The sequence below is a fragment of the Oxalobacteraceae bacterium OTU3CAMAD1 genome (assembly GCA_024123915.1).
GTDB lineage: Bacteria > Pseudomonadota > Gammaproteobacteria > Burkholderiales > Burkholderiaceae_D > Rugamonas.
The window spans coordinates 2833447-2857488 of the sequence record CP099650.1 but is presented as its reverse complement, the minus strand read 5'-3'; the positions used below and the strand labels follow the sequence as shown (position 1 = coordinate 2857488).

The 24042-nt window shown below is 66.5% G+C and carries 15 protein-coding genes and 1 tRNA gene; 10 read left to right on the top strand and 6 right to left on the bottom strand.

All coding sequences use genetic code 11. From position 1 onward, the window contains the following. A complete protein-coding gene (locus tag NHH88_12290; protein ID USX16509.1) occupies window positions 1-795 on the top strand; it encodes a helix-turn-helix transcriptional regulator in 795 nt (264 codons plus the stop codon). An 88-nt stretch (window positions 796-883) separates the two neighbouring features. Here the strand turns inward: NHH88_12290 and clpB are convergent, their stop codons facing one another. From clpB to NHH88_12260, 6 genes are all read right to left on the bottom strand, one after another. Beyond that, on the bottom strand, window positions 884-3484 hold the full coding sequence (gene clpB / locus NHH88_12285; protein ID USX16508.1) for an ATP-dependent chaperone ClpB: 2601 nt from the start codon (window positions 3482-3484) through the stop codon (window positions 884-886). A gap of 241 nt (window positions 3485-3725) precedes the next feature. Next, window positions 3726-4196 (bottom strand): molybdenum cofactor biosynthesis protein MoaE, encoded by a 471-nt coding sequence (locus NHH88_12280; protein ID USX16507.1) that lies wholly within the window; start codon window positions 4194-4196, stop codon window positions 3726-3728. After that, on the bottom strand, window positions 4193-6724 hold the full coding sequence (locus tag NHH88_12275; GenBank protein ID USX16506.1) for a DUF349 domain-containing protein: 2532 nt from the start codon (window positions 6722-6724) through the stop codon (window positions 4193-4195). Before NHH88_12275 ends, NHH88_12280 begins: the two co-directional genes overlap by 4 nt. Before the next feature lie 77 nt (window positions 6725-6801). Continuing rightward, complete coding sequence (locus NHH88_12270; protein ID USX16505.1) at window positions 6802-7557, bottom strand: hemerythrin domain-containing protein; 756 nt, start codon at window positions 7555-7557, stop codon at window positions 6802-6804. Window positions 7558-7717: 160 nt separating this feature from the next. Continuing rightward, window positions 7718-10123, bottom strand: coding sequence for a bifunctional acetate--CoA ligase family protein/GNAT family N-acetyltransferase (locus tag NHH88_12265; protein USX16504.1), 2406 nt, complete (start codon window positions 10121-10123; stop codon window positions 7718-7720). Window positions 10124-10162: 39 nt separating this feature from the next. Further along, window positions 10163-11152, bottom strand: coding sequence for a DUF2804 domain-containing protein (locus NHH88_12260; protein USX16503.1), 990 nt, complete (start codon window positions 11150-11152; stop codon window positions 10163-10165). A 234-nt stretch (window positions 11153-11386) separates the two neighbouring features. On the opposite strand from NHH88_12260, the gene NHH88_12255 reads away from it, so the two are divergent. From NHH88_12255 to NHH88_12215, 9 genes are all read left to right on the top strand, one after another. Then, window positions 11387-14032 carry a diguanylate cyclase gene (locus tag NHH88_12255; GenBank protein ID USX16502.1) on the top strand — a complete coding sequence of 882 codons (2646 nt, stop codon included), beginning with the start codon at window positions 11387-11389 and terminating at the stop codon, window positions 14030-14032. 196 nt (window positions 14033-14228) lie between these two features. Then, window positions 14229-15467: an exonuclease SbcCD subunit D C-terminal domain-containing protein gene (locus NHH88_12250; GenBank protein USX16501.1), complete on the top strand. Its 1239-nt coding sequence runs from the start codon at window positions 14229-14231 to the stop codon at window positions 15465-15467. Beyond that, window positions 15464-19294: an AAA family ATPase gene (locus NHH88_12245; protein ID USX16500.1), complete on the top strand. Its 3831-nt coding sequence runs from the start codon at window positions 15464-15466 to the stop codon at window positions 19292-19294. The genes NHH88_12250 and NHH88_12245 overlap by 4 nt, the downstream gene beginning before the upstream one ends. A 297-nt stretch (window positions 19295-19591) precedes the next feature. Next, window positions 19592-20179 carry a catalase gene (locus tag NHH88_12240; GenBank protein USX16499.1) on the top strand — a complete coding sequence of 196 codons (588 nt, stop codon included), beginning with the start codon at window positions 19592-19594 and terminating at the stop codon, window positions 20177-20179. Between the two features lie 54 nt (window positions 20180-20233). Next, window positions 20234-20443 (top strand): hypothetical protein, encoded by a 210-nt coding sequence (locus NHH88_12235; GenBank protein ID USX16498.1) that lies wholly within the window; start codon window positions 20234-20236, stop codon window positions 20441-20443. A 185-nt stretch (window positions 20444-20628) separates the two neighbouring features. After that, window positions 20629-21639: a hypothetical protein gene (locus NHH88_12230; GenBank protein USX16497.1), complete on the top strand. Its 1011-nt coding sequence runs from the start codon at window positions 20629-20631 to the stop codon at window positions 21637-21639. Between the two features lie 129 nt (window positions 21640-21768). Beyond that, a complete protein-coding gene (locus NHH88_12225) occupies window positions 21769-22938 on the top strand; it encodes a class I SAM-dependent methyltransferase (protein USX16496.1) in 1170 nt (389 codons plus the stop codon). A gap of 61 nt (window positions 22939-22999) precedes the next feature. Then, window positions 23000-23076 (top strand) — tRNA-Met (locus tag NHH88_12220). Window positions 23077-23239: 163 nt separating this feature from the next. Then, entirely contained in the window at window positions 23240-24040 is an 801-nt protein-coding gene (locus NHH88_12215) for an alpha/beta hydrolase (protein USX16495.1), read from the top strand. The last annotated feature ends 2 nt before the right edge of the window (window positions 24041-24042 follow it).

Genomic DNA, 24042 nt, shown 5'->3' with positions numbered 1-24042 from the left:
ATGCGCCTTCCCATCGTCACCCACACACACTTCGACTCGGATCGCGACGATCCAACGCCGGAGCGCCCGTTGACCATGTCGGGGCGCGACCTGCCGGCCGACGCCAACCTCCTGCCCCACCACCATCCGTGGGGCCAGTTCACTTATGCGATGCAGGGCGTCATGCGCGTGACGGCCAATAACAGCAGCTGGATCGTGCCGCCGCAGCGGGCGATCTGGATCGCGCCCGATGTGGTGCACGCCGTCACCGTGCTCGAACCCTCGCGCATGCGGCCGTTGTGCGTGCACGCCAGCCGCTCGCCCTTTCCCGGCGATGACTGCAAGGTGCTGGAGGTATCGAGCCTGCTGCGCGAATTGATCGCCGCGCTGGAACAACACGACCAGCATGAGCGATCGAAACGCGAGAAATTATTGGGGGAGATGATATTGGACGAGCTGCCGCGCTGCGCAGTGCGACCGATCCGCGTGCCGCTGCCGGCCGACAAACGGCTCCGGGCGCTGTGCGATGCGCTGATCGCCGATCCCGGCGCCGAACTGACGTTGCAGCAGTGGGCCGGCCAGGTCGGCGCGTCGGACCGGACGTTGAGCCGTTTGTTCGAACGTGAACTCGGGATGGGTTTCGTGCAGTGGCGCCAGCAGGTCAGGCTGGCGCACGCCGCGCCGTTGATCGCGCGCGGCGTGCCCTTGTCGCAGGTGGCGGCGCAGTTGGGCTACGCCAGCCAGTCGGCGTTTTCCGCGATGTTCAAGAAGACCTTCGGCAACAGCCCGTCAGCGTTTTTCGACCAACGCGCGTAACCGGGAACCGTTCAACCCGCAGGGCGGCAAACGGGGGTCGTACCCTGCGGGTACGACCCCGACCTTCCCGGGTTAAAGCGCCGCTCAATCAAGCACGGAACACCAGCTCGCCGTTGTCGACATCCACATGGATCGTGTCCTTCGGTCCGAAACGCCCTTGCAGGATCAACTTCGACAGCGGATTTTCGATCTGCTGCTGGATCGCCCGCTTCAACGGCCGCGCGCCATACACCGGATCGTAGCCCGCCTCGGCGATCTTGTGCAGCGCCGCGTCGGTCATCGTCAACGTCATCTCCATCTTGGCCAGACGCTGCTCGAGGATCGCCAGCTGGATCTTGGCGATGGCGCCGATGTTCTTCTCGTCGAGACCATGGAACACGACGATTTCATCGATACGGTTGATGAACTCCGGCCGGAAGTGCGACCGCACCTCCGCCATCACCGCCAGCTTGACGACGCCGGGGTCCGACTCCTCCATCGCCTGGATCTTGTGCGAGCCAAGGTTGGACGTCATGATGATGACGGTGTTCTTGAAGTCCACCGTGCGTCCCTGCCCGTCCGTCATGCGGCCGTCGTCGAGCGCCTGCAGCAGCACGTTGAACACGTCCGGATGCGCCTTTTCCACCTCGTCGAGCAGGATCACGCTGTACGGCTTGCGGCGCACCGCCTCGGTCAGGTAACCGCCTTCGTCGTAACCCACATAACCCGGCGGCGCGCCGATCAGGCGGGCCACCGAATGCTTCTCCATGAATTCACTCATGTCGATGCGGATCATCGATTCCTCGGTATCGAACAGGAAGCCGGCCAGCGCCTTGGACAGCTCGGTCTTGCCGACGCCCGTCGGCCCCAGGAACATGAACGAACCATACGGCCGGTTCGGATCGGACAGACCCGCGCGCGAACGGCGGATCGCGTCCGACACCGCTTCAATCGCCTCGTCCTGGCCGACCACGCGCTCGTGCAGCTTCTCTTCGATGTGCAGCAGCTTGTCACGCTCGCCCTGCATCATGCGCGACACCGGAATGCCGGTCGCGCGCGACACCACCTCGGCGATTTCCTCGGCGCCGACCTCGGTGCGCAGCAGCTTCTGTTTGGCCGGCGTGTTCTTCTCCAGCGACACGCCGTTGGCGGACGCCGTCTCGGCCTGCTTCAGCTCCGCCTCCAGTTGCGGCAGGCGGCCGTATTGCAGCTCCGAGACCTTCTGCCAGTTGCTCTCGCGGGTGGCCTGCTCCATCTGCAGCTTGATGTGCTCGATCTCTTCCTTGATATGGGTGCTGCCCTGCACGACCGCCTTCTCGGCCTTGAGGATTTCCTCGTAGTCGTTCAGCTCCCGCTGCAGGCGCACGATCTCTTCCTCGATCAGGTCCAGACGGCGGCGCGAGCCTTCGTCCTTCTCCTTCTTGACGGCTTCCTTCTCGATCTTCAGCTGGATCAGGCGGCGTTCCAGCTTGTCCATCACCTCCGGCTTGGAATCGATCTCGATCTTGATCTTGGCCGCCGCCTCGTCGATCAAATCGATCGCCTTGTCGGGCAGGAAGCGGTCGGTGATGTAGCGGTGCGACAGCTCGGCCGCCGCGATGATGGCGGCGTCGGAAATGGCGACCTTGTGGTGCAGCTCATACTTGTCCTGCAAGCCGCGCAGGATGGCGATGGTCGCCTCCACGGTCGGCTCGTCGACCAGGATCTTCTGGAAGCGGCGCTCCAGCGCGGCGTCCTTCTCGATGTATTTGCGGTATTCGTCGAGCGTGGTCGCGCCGACGCAATGCAGCTCGCCGCGCGCCAGCGCGGGCTTGAGCATGTTCCCGGCGTCCATCGCGCCCTCGGCCTTGCCGGCGCCGACCATCGTGTGCATCTCGTCGATGAAGACGATGGTCTGGCCCTCGTCCATCGCCAGTTCCTTGAGCACGGCCTTCAGGCGCTCCTCGAACTCGCCGCGATACTTGGCGCCGGCGACCAGCGCCGCCATGTCGAGCGCCAGCACCCGCTTCCCTTTAAGGGACTCGGGCACCTCGTTGTTGACGATGCGCTGCGCCAGGCCTTCGACGATGGCGGTCTTGCCGACGCCGGGCTCACCGATCAGCACCGGGTTGTTCTTGCTGCGGCGCTGGAGCACCTGGATGGCGCGGCGGATTTCGTCGTCGCGGCCGATCACCGGATCGAGCTTGCCGGCGCGGGCGCGCTCGGTCAGATCCAATGTGTATTTTTTCAGGGCTTCGCGCTGGCCTTCGGCCTCCTGCGAATCGACCTTGGCGCCACCGCGCACGGTGTCGATGGCCGATTCCAGCGATTTGCGTGACAGGCCGTTCTCGCGCGCCAGCTTGCCGGCCTCGGATTTGTCGTCGGCCAGCGCCAGCAGCACCATCTCGCTGGAGATGAACTGGTCGACGCGCTTCTGGGATTCCTTGTCGGCCAGGTTGAGCACGGAGACCAGCTCGCGGCTGGCCTGGACGTCGCCCCCGGTGCCGGAGACTTTCGGCAGGCGGTCGAGCGAGGCTTTAAGCGCCTTGGTCAGGCCGCCGACGTTGACGCCGGCGCGTTGCAACAGCGAGCGCGCGCTGCCGTCGTCCTGGTTCAGCAGGGCCGTCAGCAGGTGCACGGGCTCGATGTATTGGTTGTCGTTGCCCACGGCCAGACTCTGCGAGTCCGACAGGGCTTCCTGGAGTTTGGTGGTGAGTTTATCTTGCCGCATGGAATTGCTCCGATATATTTAACTTATCAGGTAGATAGTGTTATATGGGCAGTTTTCAAGGGCGGGTGGTCGGCGTTCCGGTGGGGCGTTAGCGGCCGGCAGGGCCAAGAAACGCCGAATCACGTGGAAACACGTAGGGCGGATTAGCGCAGCGTAATCGGCCATGGTTGAGCCGCCGACGGCGCGTCGATAGCCGATTACGGCGTTCCGCCTAATCCGCCCTACGTATCTCCGTGATCAATTATTGCCATTTGGCTAACGCCGCATCGTCGCTGACGCGGGCATCCACCCACCGCGCGCCCTCGGGCGTCTGTTCCTTCTTCCAGAACGGCGCTTCGGTCTTCAAATAATCGATAATAAATTCACAAGCCGCGAATGCTTCGCCGCGATGCGCGGCCGTCGCCGCCACCAGCACGATCTGGTCCAGCGGCTTGAGCGGGCCCACCCGGTGGATCACCAGCGCGCCGAACGTCGGCCACCGCTGCCTGGCGCGCTCGATAACGGCGCCGATCGACTGCTCGGTCATGCCGGGATAATGCTCCAGCTCCATCTCCGCCACCGCCGCGCCCTCGTTCAGATCGCGCACGACGCCCACAAACGTGACAATCGCGCCGATCTTGGGATTGGCCGCGCGCAACGCCGCCACCTCGGCGCTCAGATCGAAATCCTCCGTCTGGATGCGGACCTGGTTCAAACCCTCGCTCAAGCTCATGCGCGCTCCGAGGCGCCGATGCGGCGGAACAGCTGTTCGATGCGGCTGGCGGTGCGGGCGTCGGCCAGGGCCGGCATCGCGCACAATTGCAGGTAGGCGGCGGCGGCCGTCAGCGGCTTCTGGCCGGACTTGAGCGACGATTGCAGCACCTCGACCTGCATTTTCAGGCGCTCGCGGGCGAATTCGGCCCCGCTGTCGACACCGGCGACGATCTCCAACCGCAGCACCTCGTCGAGCAATTTGGCGCGGTTGCGCTCAAGCTGCGCCGCATAGGCCTCGCGCTTGCCGTCCAACGCCGCCAGCCCGGCCGTGAAGCGTCCGTGCAGCGCGCGCTCGTACTCGGGCGCCAACGGCGGCAAGGCGGCCCAACGGGCTTGCCAGTCGGCCGCGTCGATACCGTCGGCGCCGGCGCCATCGATACCGCTGATGGCCGCTTCCAACGCCTGGCACAGCCGCAGCTTGTCGCGCAGCGCGTTGGCCTGGGCGGCGCCGGCGCGGCGTTTGATCGCCTCCGCCTGCCCCTGCACCGCCGCCACGGCCGCCTGGTAGCGCTGCGATATCTTGGCTTCGGCCGCGCGCGGCACGGTGCCGGACGCGTTCCACGCGGCGGCCGCGTCGCGCAGCGTCTTGGCGATGGCAGCCAGTTGTGCCTTGTCGTCGCCGCTGAAGGTGGCCGTTTCCAGCTCCTTACAGATGGCCTCGCGCGCGTGCAAGTGTTCCTTGCGCTCGTGATCGGCGGCATGCGCGGTTTCCTTGCGCTTGGCGAAGATCGCGTCGCAAGCGGCGCGAAAACGCTGCCACAGCGCCTGCTCGACCTTGCGCTCAAGCGGCAGCGCCTTGGCCTGCTCCTGCCAGCGTTCCTGCAAACCGCGCAGCTTGTCGAGCGTGTGGCGGTCCGACGGCTGCAACTGCTCGGCCTCGATAATCAGTTGTTCGCGCTTGGCCGTTTCGATCTTGCGCTGCTCGGACAGCGGCGCCAGCATTTGCGCCAGCGCCTTGTCGAAGGCCTGGTCGAGCTTGCGCTTTTCCTTGCGGTCGATGGTGCCCAGACGGCCCCACACCTGGCGCAGACGCTGGCCGGCGGCGGCGACGTTCTTCAAGTCCGCGTTTTCGCCGGCGGCGGCCGCGGCCATCGCATGGGTCTCGTCGACCAGCACCTGCGCCTTGGCGGCGTTGGCGTGACGCTCGTCGGCCAACTGCTTGAAATGGGCCGCCGCCGGCGCGTAGGCCGTGGTGCAGGCGGCGTCAAAACGCTCCCACAGGCTTTTCGGCGCGTGGCCGGAGACGGTGTCGAGCGACTTCCAGCGCTCGCGCATGCTGCCGACCTTCTTGGCCAGTTCGCTCATCGGCAGGCCCAGCGCCGGCAGTTCCTCCACCGCCTTAACCAGTTCCTCGCGCGAAACGTTGCCGCCCCAGCGGGCCCAGTCGCCCAGGCGCTTGAGTTCGGCGCGGACGTGGTTCAGACGATCGGTCTGCGCCTGCGTCAGGCGGGTTTTGTGCTCTTTCAACCATTTATCGTGCTCGGCGGCATCGTGCAACGACCCTTGTTCGAGCGCGGCTTCCAGCGCGTCCAGCGTTTCAAGGAACTTCTTGTCGGTTTCCTTGGGCGGCTGCGCGGTCTTGGCGGGTTTGGGCCCTTTGGCCGCGTTGGCCTGCTTGACCAGAGCCTGTGCGTCGGACTTCGGCGCGGTTTCACCCGGCACGCCGGCCTCGGCGGCCGCATCTGTAGCGATGGCGTTCGCGGTCTCCGGCTCGGCAGTGGATGCCAGTGCCGACTGTGGCTGCGGCGGCGCCGGGCGCTGCGCGGCAGCCGCCAGCGCGGCGCGCGCCTGCTCGATCGCCTGCGCGAAATCGCTCAGCAGGTGCTTGGGCAGCGCGTTGTGCTCCGGAGCGTGCTGGTATTCGGCCAGCGCGGCCGTGTGACGCTCCAGCGCCTGCGTCGCCTCGTCAGGCGCCAGGCCGGCGGCCGGCAGCTGGCGCACGGCGGCCATCGCATCGATGATGGCGCGTTGCAGGTTGACCTGCGCCTCCAGGCGGGCCGCCAGCGCGGCGCGGGCGGCGTCGAACGGCACGGCCAGCTCCGGCACGGCCGAGGTGATCTTCCATTGGCGATCGAGCTCGGCGACCTGGTTCGGCGTCAATTTCTCGTCCTGCAACAGGCGGTTGGCGTGGTCGAGGCAGGCTTGCGCCTTTTGCAATTCGGCCTGCTGGTAGCGGATCGCGTCCAGCCGTCCCTGCATCAGCTTGGCGACGCGGCGGTCGGTGTTGCGCATCGCCTGCTGCACCTGTTCCAGATACGGCTGCGACCGCACATGCTCGGCGGCGGCCAGGCGCACGCCGGCGAATTCGCTTTGGAGGATCAGTTCGACGGCGGCCGCTTCATCGCCGGCCAGCGCGGCGGCGCGCTGCGCCTGCTCGTCGCGGCGGCTGGCCGATAACGCGGCGGCGGCGGCCTGCTCCGGAGCCGCCGTGGCGGGCGCGGCGGCGGTCGGCTGGTCGGTAGTGCGCTTGAAGATGAAATCGAACATGGTGCGCTATGTGATGGAGAAAACCACCATCATAGCAAAGCAGGGGAAATTTGCCCGAGGCGAGTGCTATTTGGCGGCTATTTCGTTATGGCATCGTCCAGCGACTGCTGCCGGGCACTATATAAAGGAGCCGGAGCCGATCCCGCGTCGGCATCGTCGAGCTCCACCGTCGGTAACACTTGCAGGCCCGGAATGGTGATCCGGGCGTCGTCGATGCGGGGGCTGGCGGCGCGCCGGCCGCCATTGGCCTGCGCCTCCGCCTTGGCCTTGGCTTTGGCCGCCACGGCCGGTGGCGCCTGGTCGCCCAGCACCACGCCGGAACGCTTCATCTCCTCCAGGTGCTTGTCATGCATCATCAGCTGGTTGGCAATGGAGAACCAGGTCTCCCCTCCTATCAGACCGCGCGCCATGGCAAACAGTTCCTGCTCTTCTTTTTCGAGCCGCTTGAGCAGCGACGTGCAGCAGGTTTCGATGCTATCGCACACCTGCTCGACGCGGAAGTCGCGCACGTCGGCGTAGATGCCCATGCGCTCCTGCAAGCTGCGGATGGCGGCCAGCGCGGCCTGGTTCAAATGGTTGAGCTCGTCGAGCAGCGCGTCGGCGCGCTCGGTCGTTTCGCGCAGCGCCGGGATCAGGTACATCTCGGTCTTGCGCCAATGACAGGCCTGATACAGGCTATTGAGGTTCTCGCACGCGTATTCCAGCTGGGACAGGGTTATGCTGTTCTGCTGCATCAGCGTCGAGCGCACATACTTTTGAAACGATAACAAACTGAGGCGAACGCTGGACTGTTCGACCGACAGCGCTACCAGGGTATATGTGGCCGTTAACATTCTGACTCCCAAGACTAAAGTTGCGCTCACCCGGATGGGCGGCAAGAGCGGAAGTGAAAGTGTAAATAAACCCGACACGGACGCCTTGAGCTAGAACAAACAGGTCCCCGCGTTTTCTTTCATTTGGAACAGCAAATATATATCAAGCGGATAACTAACACTATCGCAAAGGCAGTTGGAGACGCACCATTCCGGGTTCGGGATGCGCCGATACCACACCGCCGAACTGGCGCACCAGTTTTTGCACGCCGAGGTTCTCCGACAACGCATCGCCAACGATCTCAGCCGTACCGTGCGCGCGGAAGTAATCGACCAGTTTGCCGAACAGGATGTAGCCCAGTCCCTTCCCTTTCAGGTCGGAGCGCACGATGATGGCGAATTCAGCGTGCTGATTATCGGGATCGGTGACGGCGCGCACCACGCCCAGGGTTTCGGGCTGGCCGTCGGCGCCGTTGCGGGTGGCGATGAAGGCCATCGCGCGGTCGTAGTCGATCTGCGTCAGGCGCGCCAGCTGCGCCGGCGGCAGCTCGCGCATGGCCGAGAAAAAGCGCAGCCGCACGTCGTCCGGATCGAGCGCGTGGAAGAAGGCCTGATGCTGCGGGCCGTCCTCCGGCCGGATCGGCCGCAGCAGGATATGGCCGCCGTCCCACGCGACGTACTGCTCCAGTTCCTGCGGATAGGGTCGGATCGCCAACGTTGTCCTGCTGCGCGGCGCGATTTCCAACTGCAGTCGCAGCCGCGCGCCCAGCGCCACCACCGCGCCGCCGATGGCCAGCAAGGGATTGAGGTCCAGCTCGGCCAGTTCCGGCAGCTCGGTCACCATGTCGGCCACCTGCACCAGCGTGCGCACGATGGCGTCGGCGTCGGCCGCCGTCTGCCCTTGCGCCAACAGGCGCGCCACCCGCGTGCGCCCGACCATGTCGCGCGCCAGCACCATGTTCAGCGGCGGCAGGCCGGCCGCGCGGTCGGCCGCGACATCGGCGGCGATGCCGCCCTGGCCGAAAAACACCACCGGCCCGAACACCGGATCGGCGCCGATCTGGATGCGCGCCGCCGCCAGGGTGTGGCCGGATAACGCCGCCTGCTGCGGCGTGGCCAGCGCGATGCCGTAAGCGGCCAGCAGCGCCCGCGCATCCTCGTCCGGCAACTCGGCGCGGCCGGCCGCCAGCGCCGCCGTGACCAGCGACCGCGCGGCGGCCCGTTCCGGCGCCGAAGTGGTCGGCAGCCCGGCCGGCACCTCCATCAACAGTTCCTGGTTGCGGCGGTACTGCGCGATCTGCACGAAGCCGTGCACCGCCTTCTCGGGCGTGTCGTAGGTGGGCAGGCCGGCGTCGGCGAACACCTGGCGCGCGGCCGTCACCGAACTGCCGCCGAGCCAGCACGACAGCACGTTCTTGCCGACCGAGCGCATCAACGGCGCCACCGCCTCGGCGATCAGCTGGCTCGACACCATCGCCGTCGGCGCGTGCAGGAACAGCAGCGCGTCTGCCTGCGATTCGCGCAACAAGGTCTCGACGGCGGCCGTGTAGCGTTCGACCGGCGCGTCGGCCAGCAGGTCGACCGGATTGGTGGGCGGCGCGCCGGCCTGCGTCAACAGCTTGAGCGACTCGGCCGACAACGGCGCCAGCCGCGCGCCTCCGGTATCGAGCGCGTCGGCCGCGAGCAGTCCCAGCCCGCCGCTGTTGGTTAGCACGGCCAGCCGCTCGCCACGCTGCGGCCGGCGCCGCGCCAGGGTTTCGACGGCGTCGAACAAGTCCTCGGTCGAATGCACGCGCAGCATGCCGGCGCGACGGATCGCGGCGTCGAACACCAGGTCGGCGCCGGGCGCCGGATCGCGCCCGACCTTGAGCACGATGACCGGCTTGCCGCGCGCGGCCAGGCGCCCCGCCGACATGAACTTGCGCGCCGAGCTCAAATGCTCGATGCACAGCAAAATCGCGTGGGTGCCGTTGTCGGCGGCCAGATAGTCGAGCAGGTCGCCGAAGTCGACGTCGGCGCTCTCGCCCATGGCGATGCAGCGCGAGAAGCCGATGCCGCGCAACGCCGCCCAGTCCAGCACGGCCGCCGCCAGCGCCCCCGATTGCGAAACGAAAGCCAGCTTCCCGGCGCCGGCCGGCAGGTGGTTGAAGCTGGCGTTCAGGCCCAGCGCCGGCGATTGCACGCCGATGCTGCCCGGCCCGAGGATGCGCAGCAGGTGTGGCTTGGAAGCGTCCAGCATCGCCTGGCGCAAGGTGTCGGAACGGCCATCGGTGGATGTCATGACGATAGCGGCCTTGGTGCCGCGCGCGCCCAGCTCGGCGATCAGCCCCGGGATGCCGGTCGGCGGCGTGCAGATGATGGCCAGGTCCGGCGCCGCCGGCAAGGCCGACACCCTGGCGTAGCAAGGCATGCCGCGCAGTTGCGCATACTTGGGATTGACGGGCCAGACCGCCCCGCCATCGGCGATGAACGACCCTTGCACCAGATTGTCCAGCGCGCGCGTGCCGATGCGATCCGGTTTTTCCGACGCGCCGATCACCGCCACCGAGCGCGGTTGAAACAATCGGTCGAGATTCCTGATGCTCATGGCGGGCGTTCCCAGGGTTGGGCAGGCAGGTTGCGAAAGCTACCAGCGCGAAGAGTGGTCCTCGGTCACGCCCATCATTTGCGTGACGATGCGCTTCGGCTGTTCCGGCCCGCTGCGCACCCAGCCGCTGAAGGTGCCGACCGGCTGTAGGTAGCGGCTGGCCGCGAACAGCTTTTTCTTGTTGTCCCGGCGCGCGCCGTCCGGCGTGAAGTACAGTTCCAGCAAATCGTCCTCGGTGAAGATATGCCATTGCGACAGCGGATCGCTGCTATCGTACAGGAAGTGCGCCGGCGCCAGCGCGTGCAACTCGCCATCGAGCCACAGCGCGTTTTCGTGGCCGCGGAAATAGCCGGCCTGCAGGTTGAAACCCATCTCCAGGGTGTGCGCCGAGGCCCAGCGCCACGCGGTCTCGCGCGCCAGCAGGCCGTTCGAATAGTCGAAACTGGCCACGCCACCGGCCAGGTCGTACTCCTCGCGCCAGGTGCGCACCTCGCCGGTCAGCGGCATGCCGGACGATTTTTGCGTCGCGTGCACCGAGCCGCGCGCCACCGGCCCCGTCGCCAGCAGCAGCGGCGAGGCGCCCGGGCCGAAGGCGGCGTCGATCTCCAGGAAGTCGCAGCGCAGCGACAGTTCGTAGCGGCCCTCGCCGTCGCTGTCGATGGCGATGCGGTTGCTCCCATGCTTGAACCAGCTGTCCCCGCCCGCGTGGTCGGCCAGGCGCGCCGACCGCCCCGGCAGGCCGTCCTGCGAAAAATTGGCCAGCATGTCGCCGTCGTTGCGGTCGAAGGCGTAGGCGAACGCGGTGCAGGCCCAGCCTAGATCGACGATGGCGACCGCGCAGAAAACCCGCTCGGTGCACAGCGCCACGTAGTGCCAGCGCTTGTGGTGGAACCGCCGCCACAGCCGCCCGCGCGCGAACGGCGCGGCCAGGCGGGTCCAATCGATGGGACCGGCCTGGCCGGCGTAGCGGCCGAACAGCGGCTGGCCGTCGGGGCCGACCAGATCGGCGGGGGCGGCGGGCAAACTCATGCCACAACACCGTAGGCGCATGGAGACATAGGCGGCGTTGTCAATTCGATCAAGTTTGTTCCTTGGCGTACAAGCGTGGGACTGAAGTTAGCCGCTATTTTAATAAGGAAATCAATACCACCTGTGAACGTCATGCATTTTTTTTGGCGGCGCCAACAGGAAACGGGATACAAAGCGCGTATTTCCGTGCAGAATATCTACTCATGGCGCCCTGTTCCCGCTACCGCTGACTCGATGACCGCACACACCGATAGCCCGACGCTCGATTCTCTACGTACACTGTATCGTTCGATGCTGCTGCCGGCCTTCGCGCTGCTGGTGCTCGCGCTCATGTGGTCGGCGGTGGTCTACCAAGTACGGCAGGAAAAGAAAAGCGCCCGCTTCGAGGCGGTACTGCACAGTCAATCGCTGGCGCACACGCTGGCCGAACACGCCAACCACCTGCTGCGCCAGACCGACCACGCCACCCAGCTGTTCAAGCTCAAGTTCGAGCAGTCCAACGGCGCGCTGCGGCTGGCCGACTTCACCGGCCATAACGGCACGCTCGACACCTTGATGCCGACCAAATTCAACCTGCCGTTCGCGCGCCTGGACGCCGCCGGCAAGGTGGTCGACCGCAGCGACGGCTTTTTCCCGCCGGACCTGAGCGACCAGGCCTTCTTCAAAAGCCACGCCGCCAGCGCCGAGCAACGCACCGTGGTCGCCACGCCGGTGGTCGAGCCGCGTACCAACAAATGGCAGATCCAGATCTCGCGCCGCCTAGACGGACCACGCGGCCAGTTCGCCGGCGTGGTCCTGGCGCTGCTCGACCCGGCCGACCTGGTCGACGACTACGACCGCGTCAGCGTCGACAATGGCGGCGCGGTGATCCTGATCAGCCGGGAGAACGGCCTGGCCACCGCCCGCGTCGACGAGCAGATGGTGATCGGCGACGCCATCGACTTTCGCGTGGTGGCCCGCAGCGCCACCCGCCCCGCCGACGAGTTGGTGCTCAAGCGGCCGTTCGACGCCGTCGACCGCATCTACGGCTACGCGGAGATGCCGCGCTATCTGTTGATGGCGGCGGTGGGCAACCCTGTCCCCAGCGCCATGGCCGGTTTCGCCAAACGGCGCACGCTGTATTACGGCGCGGTGACGGTGGCGTCGCTGCTGGTGCTGGCCGTGGCCGGCCTGCTGATCCGCCAGGCGCGGCGCGTGCGCGACAGCGCGCAATTGGTCATCGAGGCCCAGCTGCTGCTGCGCGCGGCCGCCGACGCCAGCCTCGATGCGCTGTACCTGCTCAAGGCCCGGCGCGCGCCCGGCCCCGCCGGTGACATTACCGATTTCGTCATCGCCGACCTGAACGAGCACGCCGCCGCGAGGCTGGGCTACCACGCGCACGAGATCAAGGGCAAGCCGCTGCGCGAGGTGGCGCCGCACCTGCACAGCGGCGGCCTGGTGGAGAAATTCAAGCAGGTAATGGCCACCGGCCGGCCGCTGGAGGAGGAAGTCGAGCGCGATGAACCCGGCGCCGGACCGTCCGGCGAGCGCTGGCTGCACCGCCAGGTCGTCGCCATCAGCAACGGCGTGGCCGTGACCACGCGCGACATCACGCCGCACAAGGAAGCGGAGCTGGCGATGCGCAAGAACCAGGCCGAACTGGCGGCCGTCAACGACGCCTCGCCACTGGGCCTGATCCGCGCCGACGCCGCCGGCAAATGCACCTACGTCAACCGCACCTTCGAGTTCATCACCGGCTTGCGGCGCGAGGAGGCGCTGGGCGACGCCTGGATGCGCGCGGTCCACCCGAGCGACCGCCCGGTGCTCAAGACGGCCCTGCGGCGCATGGTCAAAACGCGCCTGCCGCACCAGGACACGCTGCGCTGCATCCACCCGGACGGCATGATGATCTGGATCTCGTTCAAGGTCGCCGCGATGGTCGTCGACGGGCAGGTGTACGGCTACGTGGGCACGGTCGACGACATCACCCACGTGCGCAAATCGGTGATGGCGCTGCGTGAGAGCGAGGCGCGGCTGCGCACCATCACCGACACGCTGCCGGCCATGGTGGCCTACATCGATTACGAGGAGGTATACCGCTTCCATAACATCGCCTACGAGCGCGAATTCAACCGGGGCGGCATGGCGGTGCTGGGCAAGACCATCCGGCAAACGATGGGCGAGGAACGCTACGCGGTGTTGGCGCCCTACATCCAGCGCGTGCTGGCCGGCGAGACGTTGACGTTCGAGGAGGACGACAGCAGCGGGCCCGCCGAGCGCACCTTCGAAGTCGATTACATTCCACAGCGCGACGAGGACAATGTCTCGGTGATGGGCTTTCACGTCATGCGCCAGGACGTGACGGCGCAAAAGCACGAAAAACAGCGGCTGCTCAAGCTCTCGCAGGTGGACGCGCTGACGGGGCTGACCAACCGCGCCGGCTTCCTGCAAAAACTCACCGAGAGCATGGCCGCCAACCGCGAAGGCGGCGGCATGATGGCCGTGATGTACATGGATATCGACCGCTTCAAGCCGGTCAACGACACGTATGGCCACAGCGTGGGCGACGCGTTGCTGAAGATATTCTCGGCGCGCCTGACCCACGCCATGCGCGCCAGCGACACCATCGCGCGGCTGGGCGGCGACGAGTTCACCGTTATCATGGAGCGCATCCACCGGATCGAGGACGCCGCCGCGCTGGCCGCCAAGATCGTCGGCGTGATGCAGGCGCCGTTCGACTTGAGCGGGACGGTGGTGTCGGTGTCGGCCAGCATCGGACTTGCCTACTACCAAGGAGAGGACATCACCCCGGCGGAGTTGCTGAACCGCGCCGACATGCTGTTGTACGAGGCCAAGCAGGCGGGCCGCAACACCTTCCGCACCGGTGCGGCGCTGGCATAAACCCGCACGGCCACACAGGGTCGGACCCATCGGGTCCGACCCTTAAGCGGCGGCGCGAGCGTATCGGCAAAAGTATGCGGGTTCAAAAGAAACGCCGCCCGCTCATCATTTCTCAACTCGTGCTCGGCCGTCTTGCGCTATATTGTGCGCTTCCCGGCTGTTTTGCTGTTTTTTGCTGTTTCCACTACACATCTCCATGCGTCTGCTGCACACTTCCGACTGGCATCTCGGCCAATCCCTGCATAATTTCGAACGTCACTACGAACACCAGCGCTTCCTGGACTGGCTGCTCGACACCGTCGTCAGCGAGCGGGCCGACGCCCTGCTGATCGCCGGCGACATCTTCGACAACGCCAATCCGTCGTCGGCGTCGCAAAAGCAGTTGTACCGATTCCTGCAGCGGGCAAAGGAACGTGTGCCGCACCTGAACCTGATCGTCATCGCCGGCAACCACGACTCGCCCGGCCGCCTGGAGGCCCCCGGCCCGTTGCTGGAGGCGCACGGCACCCGCGTGGTCGGCGCCGTGCAGCGCGACGCCGACGGCGCCATCGATATCGAGTCCCTGGTACTGCCGCTAACCGGCAGCGGCGGCGCGGTCGAGGCCTGGTGCCTGGCGGTGCCCTTCCTGCGTCCGGGCGACGTGCCCAGAATGCCCGCCGGCGACGACAATGAAGAAAGAGCCGATCCCTACCTGGCCGGCATCGCCCTGCTCTACAAACAGGCGCTGGAACTGGCGCTGGCCAAGCGCCAGGACGGCCAGGCGATCCTGGCGATGGGGCACTGCCACATGGTCGACGGCCAGATGTCGAACGAATCGGAACGCCGCATCGTCATCGGCGGCACCGAGATGCTGCCGGCCGGGATCTTCGACCCCGCCATCGTCTACGCCGCGCTGGGCCACCTGCATCTGGCGCAGGCGGTCGGCAAACAGGATCACATCCGCTATTGCGGCAGCCCGATACCGCTGTCTTTCGCGGAGGTAGGCTACCAGCACCAGATTCTCCGCATCGATATCGATGGCGCGGCCGTCGGCTCGATCACGCCTATCCACGTCCCGCGCGCGGTGGAGCTGCTGCGCGTCCCCGCAAAACCGGCGCCGCTGGCGCAAGTGCTGGAGGAACTGGCAGCGCTCGACGTGCCGGACGCCCCGCCCGACCAGCAACCCTTCCTGGAAGTGCGCGTACGGCTCGACGCGCCGGAGCCCGGCCTGCGCTCGCGCATCGAGGCCGCGCTGGAAGGCAAGCCGGTACGGCTGGCGAAGATCGAAACCTCCAGCGCCGCGCGCGCGTCGTCCATCGACAGCGACGTGATGACGCTCGACCAGTTGGAGCAGCTCAAGCCGGACGACATTTTCCGCCAGCTCTATCAACAGCGCTTCGGCAACGACGCCCCGTCCGAACAACTGAGCGCGTTCGCGGAGTTGATGCTGCCATGAGAATCCTGAAAATCGGCGGCAAGAACCTGGCCTCGCTGGCCGGCGAATTCGGCGTGGACTTCGAAAGCGAGCCGCTGGCCTCGACCGGCCTGTTCGCCATCAGCGGCCCGACCGGCGCCGGCAAAAGCACCCTGCTCGACGCCCTTTGCCTGGCCTTGTACGACGCCACGCCGCGCCTGCTCAAGGTCGCCGGCCGCAACTATCTCACCGACGTGGGCGCCGAAACCGTCTCCACCCAGGACACGCGCACCCTGCTGCGCCGGGGTACGGCCGAAGGCTACGCGGAGGTCGATTTCGTCGGCAACGACGGCGCCTCGTACCGCGCGCGCTGGAGCGTGCGGCGCTCGCGCACCAAGGCCGAAGGCGCTTTGCAGCCGACGATGATGTCCCTGCTCCTGCTGCCGGCGCTGCAACCGATCGGCAGCACCAAGACGGAAGTGAAGGCGGAGATCGAAAAACGCATCGGCCTGTCGTTCGAACAGTTCACGCGCGCCGTGCTGCTGGCGCAGAACGAGTTTTCGGCCTTCCTCAAATCCGAGGACAACGAGCGCGGAGAATTGCTGGAGACCCTCACCGGCAGCACCATCTACACCGAGATCTCGATGCGCGCCTTCGAGCGCGCAAAGCTGGAACAACTGGCGCTGCAAAAGCTGAACGCTCGCCTGGCCGACCAGAAGCCGCTCAGCACCGAACAGCGCGGCGAGATCGAAGCGCAAGGCATGGCCGCCGCAGAAACGCTGCATGGCTTGGAGCAGCGCAAGGCGGAGCTGGAACAGGAGCTGCGCTGGCACAAGCAGGCGGAAAAGCTGAAGGAGGACGAACTGGCCGCGCAACAGGCCAGCGAGCTGGCCGCCGCCGACGTGTTGGCGTCCGCGCCCCAACGCGGCGCACTCGCCCGCATCCTTGCCGTGCAGCCGGCGCGCCCGCTGGCCGACGACATCCGCCGCATCGACGCCGACATCGCCGCCACCCACGCAACGATCGCCGCAAGTACCCAGGCGGCCGCCGACGCCGCGCTGGAACTGGAACGCGCCGGCGCCGCGCACACGCAAGCGGCCGCGCAACTGCTGGAGGCGGAGAACACGCAACGCGCCGCCGCGCCGCTGCTCGACCAAGCCAAGGCGCTGGATGCGCGCATCGAAGCCATGCTGCCGGCCTACCGCCAGGCCTCCGCCGCGTGCGAAAAGGCCGATCAAGCCGATGCCGCCGCCAAATCGGCAATGCAATCGAAACAGGACGAGCGCCTGCGCCTGGACGCGCAGCACGCCGCCGGTGTCACCTGGCTGGGCCAGCACAAACAATGGAAAACACTCGCCCAATCGTGGGAACGCTGGGACGTCTTGTTCGTGCAGGCCGGCCAGGCCGCGTCGCAGGCGGAAAAACTCGGCAACGCGGTCGCCCGCGTGCAACGCAACGCCAAGGCCCATCGCGACGAGGAGGCCGACGCCAGCGCCAAGCTGGCCACCTCCAGCGCCGTGCTTCAAACGCTGGAAGCCCGGCGCCAGGACGCCGCGCAGGCGCTGGCCGCGTTCTCCGCCGAGCAGTTGCAGGCAACTCGCAGCGGCTGGGAGCAGCGCCGCGACCTGCTGGCCGGCGCCGAGAAAATATGGATAGAGCTGGAGGCGCGCCAGCAGCGCGGCGCGCAGATCGCGGCACAGTCGGCGCAACTGCGGCAGGCGATGGAGTCGGCCGAGAAGCAACTGGCGGCGGCGCAGCAGGAAAACATCGCCATCCTGGCCGCCTTCTCGCAGGCCGAGCGCTCGCTGAAGCTGGCGGAGGCGGCATGCGCGGAGAACGTCGAATCGCTGCGCGCCTCGCTGGAGGACGACACCCCCTGCCCGGTTTGCGGCGCACGCGAACATCCTTATCGCCACAATGACGGACCGCTGCAAGCGATGCTCGGCGGGCTGCAAGACGAGGTGACGCGTTGCCGCCGTCAAATGGAGGCCAACGTCAATCAGCAGGCCGCCCAACGCGCAACCGTGCAGGCCAGCCTGGAACAGTTGCAAGTGCTGGCCACCGAAGGCCGTGGCGTGCAGCAGGCGCTGGAAAAAATAACCGCAGCGTGGAGCGCGCACGCGCTGGTCACAGCAGCCGACGCCTCGCAGTCGGAACTGCCGCCGGAACCCGAGCGCACCGACTGGTTCACGTCCGAACTGGAGGCCGCGCGCACGGCCCTGCAAGCGGCGGAGCGGCAGGAACGCGCGCTGCACGCCGCCCGCAACGCGCGCGACCAGGCGCAATCCGCCTGGGATGTGGCGTCGGCGGAGCACGCGCGTCTGCAAGGTGTGGCGTCAAGCGCGCAGACCGCGCTGGCGCTGGCCAATACCGAATACAAGGCGCTTGAAGACCAGCGCATCGAAGTGGCGCTGACGCTGAGCGCACTGCTGTCGGACCTGGACGCGGCCTTCAGCGGCGGCGACATCCCGAGCGACGAATGGAAGGACGACTGGAAAACCGGCCCGGCCCGATTCCACGCCGCGCGCCAGGCCGAAAGCAAGCAATGGCTGGCGCAACGCACCGCGTACGACGAACGCAGCGCCGCCATGTCCACCATCGACGTTGAGCTGAAAGGTTTGAACGACGCCCTGGCCAAGACCGGCCACGACGCGCTCAGCGCACGCGAAGCCTGGAACGCCGCAGACGCCGCGCTGCGCGCCATGCAGGAACAACGCATGGAACTGTGGGGCGGTAAACAGGTGGCCGAAGTCGAACAGACGCTGGTTGCCGCCATCGATGCGGCCAGGTCGCAACTGTCCAGCCGCCAGCAGGCCGTCGAGCAGGCGACACAAACCAGGACACGGCTCGACGAAGCGCTGGCGCAAGCGGGCCACCGCCTGGCTACGTTGAGGGCAGCCGCAACGGCAGCCGCTAAAAATCTGGACGACTGGCTGGCGGCATTCCAGCAGCGCCAGCCCGAGGACGACGAGCGCACTCCGCGCGATCTCGATCAACTGCACGCCTTGCTCGCCCACAGCGCCGACGACATCGACGCCCGGCGCAACGCGTTGCAAGCCATCGACCGCGCCGCCGACAACGCCGTCACCGTCTTGAAAGAACGTCAACGCCAGCGCGAACAGCACCAGTTGTCGGCGCCGCCAACGCGCGTGCCGGCGGCGACGGAGGAAGACGAAATACCCGAGCTTCCCGAGTCGCCGGTCGCCGCCCTCGCCTCCGCCCTTAATGAATTGATGGCCGAACGCAAAGCCGCCCACGACGCCGCCACCGCGCTGCAACTGGCGTTGGCGCAGGACGACGCCAAGCGCCGGCAATCGCAGGCGATGCTGGCCGAAATCGAAAAACAGGAAGCGATCGAACAGCGCTGGTCGCGCATGAGCGACTTGATAGGTTCCGCCGACGGCAAAAAGTTCCGCAACTACGCGCAGCAGTTCACCTTGGACGTCTTGCTCGGCTACGCCAACGCCCACCTGAACCACCTCGCGCGGCGCTATCAGCTCGAACGCATCAACAATCCGGCCAGCCCGTCGCTGGCGCTGTTGGTGCGCGATCAGGACATGGGCGGCGAAATGCGCTCGGTGCACTCGCTGTCGGGCGGCGAATCGTTCCTGGTGTCGCTGGCGCTGGCGTTGGGACTGGCCTCGCTGTCGTCGAACCGGGTGCGGGTCGAATCGCTGTTCATCGACGAGGGCTTCGGCAGCCTCGATGCGGAAACGCTGCGCGTGGCCATGGATGCGCTGGACGGCTTGCAGGCCATGGGCCGCAAGGTCGGCGTCATCTCCCACGTGCAGGAAATGACGGAGCGGATCGCCACCAAGATCCTGGTGCAGCCGTCCGCCGGGGGCCGCAGCACGATCACGGTAATGTGAGCTTCATCGCTTGGGCGGCTCGGGCTCTTTCCGCTCAAGCTTCAACAACTCCCAACCCAGCTCGCGCCGGATCTGTTTAGGGTCCGGCGGCGGGCGCCGTTCCTCAATCTGATTCCGCAACCACTGTCGCACGGACTCTTTGCTCGGTTGCTTCTTGTCTTCCATGGCCTTTGCCTCTTCGTGGAATGATCCCCGGTGAGACCATAACGCCACGGCCCATTCGGATGTTGACGGCGAATTTGCAACCAATTGCGACAAATTTGCTATCATGAATGCATCAGTTCGGAAGCGACCATCATGAGCATTGGCGCCATATCAACCAGTTCCGCGATCCAGCCGCCCGAGCGCGCAGCGCCCCGGACACGGGAAGACGCGTCCGCGCCGGTCGATGCCAAGACCGCCGCCACCGGCGGCGCCTCCACCACCACCCTGACGCCCGAAGCACTGAAGCTGATCGACGAGCTCAAAGCGCGCGACGCCGAGGTGCGCCAGCACGAACAAGCGCATTTGGCGGCGGCCGGCGGCCTGGCTGTTTCCGGTGCGTCCTACACCTATCAACGCGGCCCTAACGGCGTCAATTACGCTATCGGCGGCGAAGTCCAGATCGACACCTCCCCCGGCGGCACGCCCGAGGAAACCATCGCCCGCGCGGCGACCATCCAGGCGGCGGCGCTGGCGCCGGCCGGCCCGTCGGGCGCCGACCGCGCCGTGGCCGCCCAGGCGCAGCAAATGGAAACCCAGGCCCGCGCGGAACTGGCGCAGCAGCAGTCGCAGGACGCAACCGGCTCCGCCGAGCAGCAGGGCCAGGCCGGCTCATCGGAACGCGTGCGCCGCGCCTACGGCGCCGAACCGGTGCCGCAAGCCGCGCTGAATGTCTATGCGTGAGGGCGCGAGCCCGGTGATAAAATCCCGCCTTTGCCTCTCGCTTCCGGATCAATCATGTTAAAAGCACCACGCACCCTCACCTTCAAATGCGCCAAGTGCGCCAAGGCCGTACAGGTTCGCCTGCAAAAGGTCTCGGCCTGCTCGCACATCCAGCCGTACCTGGGCATTTGCGCCTGCGGCGAGGTCAAACACCACGCGATCGGCCAAAAAGACGCGGTCGCGTCGTACCTGGCCGCCCCCGAAGGCTGGACCCACCACCACTAAAAAAATAAGCTGGCCCGTGAATTCTTCTAAATCACGTAGGGCGGATTAGCGCAGCGTAATCCGCCAAGCGCCGCCAGCGTCCCAACCGGATTCCGGCAAACGCCGGAAGTTGGCGTATTTACCGTCCTCCCCTCAAGTTTTCTGCGGCGCGACCGTTATATAAGTATTACCAAACGGAAACTGCCATGTCTACTCTCTCCGCACTCGGCGCCCGTGCTTTGCCGGCGCCCTACACTGCCGCCACCGCGCAAAACGACGGCAAGACCACCGGCGCGCCCGCCACGCAAAAGAGCAACAGCGCAGCGTCCTCGCCGCTTTCCTTGTCCAGCAACGCGCTGGACATGCAAAAACGTGTCGCCTCGGTCGGCATCGCCACCGTCGATTTCGCCGAAGACCTGATGAACAGCTTCACGCAGGCCCTGTTCGGCGACGCCGCCAAAGGCGCCACCATCGACTTCGACTCGGCCAGCCTGGAAGCCTCGTCCAGCTACGCGCTGGGCGTCCAGCAAAGCTCGGGCCCGAACGGCACCCGCTCGCTGGCCGCCTTCAGCCTGAACGACAGCGCGCACTTCATCGGCAAGGGCACGATCACCACCGCCGACGGCCGCAAGTTCGACTTCGAAGTCGAAGTCAAATACGAGTACCAGCTTGACGCCGCCGCCAGCCAGACCACCGGCGGCAACGCGCCGAAGGCCGACAAGCTCGGCAACAACGCCAGCGAACGGGCCAATGACCGCGCCAACGACAGGGCCGGCAACAAGCCCCAAACCGTCGACCTGCCGAGCGTCCAGCTGCCGAACATCGACTTCGCCGGCACCCTGGCCGACCTGTTCGAGCTGATCGGCCGCGATCTGCAAACGGCGCTGTCCACCGCCGGTGAAGACGGTGACCAGAACGGCGACACCGTCGACCGCAACGCGCTGCGCAGCCTCTCGCTGCGGCTGCTCAATCTGGTCGACAGCAGGGAAGCCAACACCTACACCGCGCCGACCCAGGCCGACCAGGCCAAATCGGCGGCGGCCTACGGCGACCAGGCCGGCGCCGCCGACAAGGTGACCGGCGGCCCGTCGGCCGCCGTGGATCCAGCCGTGGAGGCGGCCAAGCCGGCCGCCGTGCCGGTAGCCGATGCGGATTCCGCTCCTGCCGCCACCGTCGACGCCGACGACGGCAAAGGCGCCAGCACCGCCGCAAGCTGACCGCCAAGTATAATAAGCGCCTCGACACACGGAAACGCCGCAGGGATGCATCGCATCCCCGGCGTTTTTTGTGCTTGTTTTTTTCTCATCATTGCCCGCTGAGCCGCTTCCTTCTACCGATTGCCTGACATGCCCGTACAAACTCCCTCCTCCCCGATTCCGCAGCAGATCCACTGGGAGGAAAACGGCGTGCAGTGCTCCGCGCGCTGGCGCTCCGAGGCCGGCATGCCGCCGCCCAAGCGCGTGATGATCGCCGACGACCGCACCAACGCCGATGTCGCCTACCGCCTGGCCTGTGAAGGCACCGCCCTGCTGTGGCGCGGCGACTTCCAGAACGCCCGCCAGTTGCTGCAAGCGCTGGCCCGTCGCGCCGACGTCAAAGGCAAGCCTTCGAAAAAGGCCAAGCCGGCCAAGACTCCGGCCACGCCGACCGAGGCGTTCCACCTGCACCGCCAGGCGCAGTCGCAGCGCGCCCGCACCCTGGCCATGCTGCTGATCCCCTTCGACGCCGGCTACACCATTCCGCTGCGCCGCGCCCCGGACGTGCAGCTGGCCTGCAACGAAGCCTACGGCCGATTCGAAGAACCGTTCATCGCCTCGCTGCGCGAGCTGCTTGGCCTGATCGGCGCCCACGAATGGCGCCGCACCGGCGTCGAGATTCCGGCGCTGGACGCGCGCATCCATCCGCATTACGGCGTGTTCTCGCCGGTGCGCGGCGAATACGTCGAACTGGTGGCCAACACGCCGCTGCCGGCCGGCGTCAAGCTGGCCTATGACATTGGCGCCGGCACCGGCGTGCTGTCGGCGGTACTGGCCAAGCGCGGCGTCGCCCGCGTGATCGGCACCGACCAGGACACCCGCGCGCTCAGCTGCGCCCGCGAAAACCTGGCGCGCCTCGATCTGGACGGCCAGGTCGAACTGCTGCAAACGGACCTGTTCCCCGAAGGCCGCGCGCCGCTGGTCGTGTGTAACCCGCCTTGGGTGCCCGCCCGACCCAGCTCGCCGATCGAATACGCCGTCTACGATCCGGACAGCCGCATGCTGCGCGGCTTCCTGGCCGGCCTGGCCGACCACCTGACACAGGGCGGCGAAGGCTGGCTGATCCTCTCCGACCTGGCCGAGCACCTGGGCCTGCGTCCACGCGACGAGCTGATGGCATGGATCGCCGCCGCCGGCCTCAAAGTGCTCGACCGCCACGATGTGCGCCCGACGCATCCGCGCGCGGCCGACACGACCGACCCGCTGCACGCGGCGCGAGCGGCCGAGGTCACGTCGCTGTGGCGTCTGGCGGCCGCTTAAGCCGGAGGAAATATTAGCCCTTGCGGATCGAGGCAGGCCTGTGTATAATTCGGGCCTCAGACGCGGGGTGGAGCAGTCTGGCAGCTCGTCGGGCTCATAACCCGAAGGTCACAGGTTCAAATCCTGTCCCCGCAACCAGATACAAAAAGCCGTTGATTCTTGCAAAGGAATCAACGGCTTTTTCCTTTTCCGCACCCGCCCGGCACGCCACGACTATCTCGGCGCTAGCCTCCACGTTTGGTGATATCCTTCCCACTCTTGAGCTTGCCAAAGCGACATCAACGTCCTGGACAAAACATCTATGCAGCTGAAAAAACGCAACAATATCAACGTCCTCGGCGATGGCGACGCGACCATGATATTGGTCCACGGATTCGGTTGCGACCAGAGCATGTGGCGCCATCTGGTGCCCGCCTTCCGCGACAAATACCGCCTGGTTCTATTCGATCTGGTCGGCAGCGGCGGCTCGGACCTGTCGGCCTATGACAAAAACAAGTATTCCACCTTGCGCGGCTACGCCGACGACCTGCTGGAGATCGTCGACCACTATTCGACCGGGCCGGCGGTCTTCGTCGGACACTCGGTCAGTGCCATGATCGGCCTGCTCGCCTCAAACGCGGCGGCGCACAAGTTCGCCGCGCAAATCATGGTCGGCCCTTCGGCATGCTACATCGACGACGACAACTACCGGGGCGGCTTCTCGCGCGCGGACATCGACGACCTGCTCGACACGATGGAGAGCAACTACCTCGGCTGGTCGAGCAACATGGCTCCCGCCATCATGGGCGCGCCCGAGACGCCGGAACTGGGCGTGGAATTGACCAACAGCTTTTGCCGCACCGATCCCGACATCGCCAAGCACTTCGCGCGCGTCACGTTCCTGTCGGACCACCGCGCAGACCTGGCCAAATCGACCACGCCGACGTTGATCCTGCAATGCACCGACGACCTGATCGCGCCTAAGGAAGTGGGTGATTTCATCCACCGCGCGATTCCCGGCAGCCAGCTGGCGATGATCGAGAACACCGGCCACTGCCCGCACCTGAGCGCGCCGGCCGCGAGCATCGACGCCATGCGCGCCTACCTCGCCGGGTTGCGCTGACC

Bases quoted from the DNA above. Each gene is read 5' to 3' on its own strand.
- NHH88_12290 (USX16509.1), top strand. From the start codon at position 1: ATGCGCCTTCCCATCGTCACCCACACACACTTCGACTCGGATCGCGAC.
- clpB (USX16508.1), bottom strand. From the start codon at position 3,484: ATGCGGCAAGATAAACTCACCACCAAACTCCAGGAAGCCCTGTCGGAC.
- NHH88_12280 (USX16507.1), bottom strand. From the start codon at position 4,196: ATGAGCTTGAGCGAGGGTTTGAACCAGGTCCGCATCCAGACGGAGGAT.
- NHH88_12275 (USX16506.1), bottom strand. From the start codon at position 6,724: ATGTTCGATTTCATCTTCAAGCGCACTACCGACCAGCCGACCGCCGCC.
- NHH88_12270 (USX16505.1), bottom strand. From the start codon at position 7,557: ATGTTAACGGCCACATATACCCTGGTAGCGCTGTCGGTCGAACAGTCC.
- NHH88_12265 (USX16504.1), bottom strand. From the start codon at position 10,123: ATGAGCATCAGGAATCTCGACCGATTGTTTCAACCGCGCTCGGTGGCG.
- NHH88_12260 (USX16503.1), bottom strand. From the start codon at position 11,152: ATGAGTTTGCCCGCCGCCCCCGCCGATCTGGTCGGCCCCGACGGCCAG.
- NHH88_12255 (USX16502.1), top strand. From the start codon at position 11,387: ATGACCGCACACACCGATAGCCCGACGCTCGATTCTCTACGTACACTG.
- NHH88_12250 (USX16501.1), top strand. From the start codon at position 14,229: ATGCGTCTGCTGCACACTTCCGACTGGCATCTCGGCCAATCCCTGCAT.
- NHH88_12245 (USX16500.1), top strand. From the start codon at position 15,464: ATGAGAATCCTGAAAATCGGCGGCAAGAACCTGGCCTCGCTGGCCGGC.
- NHH88_12240 (USX16499.1), top strand. From the start codon at position 19,592: ATGAGCATTGGCGCCATATCAACCAGTTCCGCGATCCAGCCGCCCGAG.
- NHH88_12235 (USX16498.1), top strand. From the start codon at position 20,234: ATGTTAAAAGCACCACGCACCCTCACCTTCAAATGCGCCAAGTGCGCC.
- NHH88_12230 (USX16497.1), top strand. From the start codon at position 20,629: ATGTCTACTCTCTCCGCACTCGGCGCCCGTGCTTTGCCGGCGCCCTAC.
- NHH88_12225 (USX16496.1), top strand. From the start codon at position 21,769: ATGCCCGTACAAACTCCCTCCTCCCCGATTCCGCAGCAGATCCACTGG.
- NHH88_12215 (USX16495.1), top strand. From the start codon at position 23,240: ATGCAGCTGAAAAAACGCAACAATATCAACGTCCTCGGCGATGGCGAC.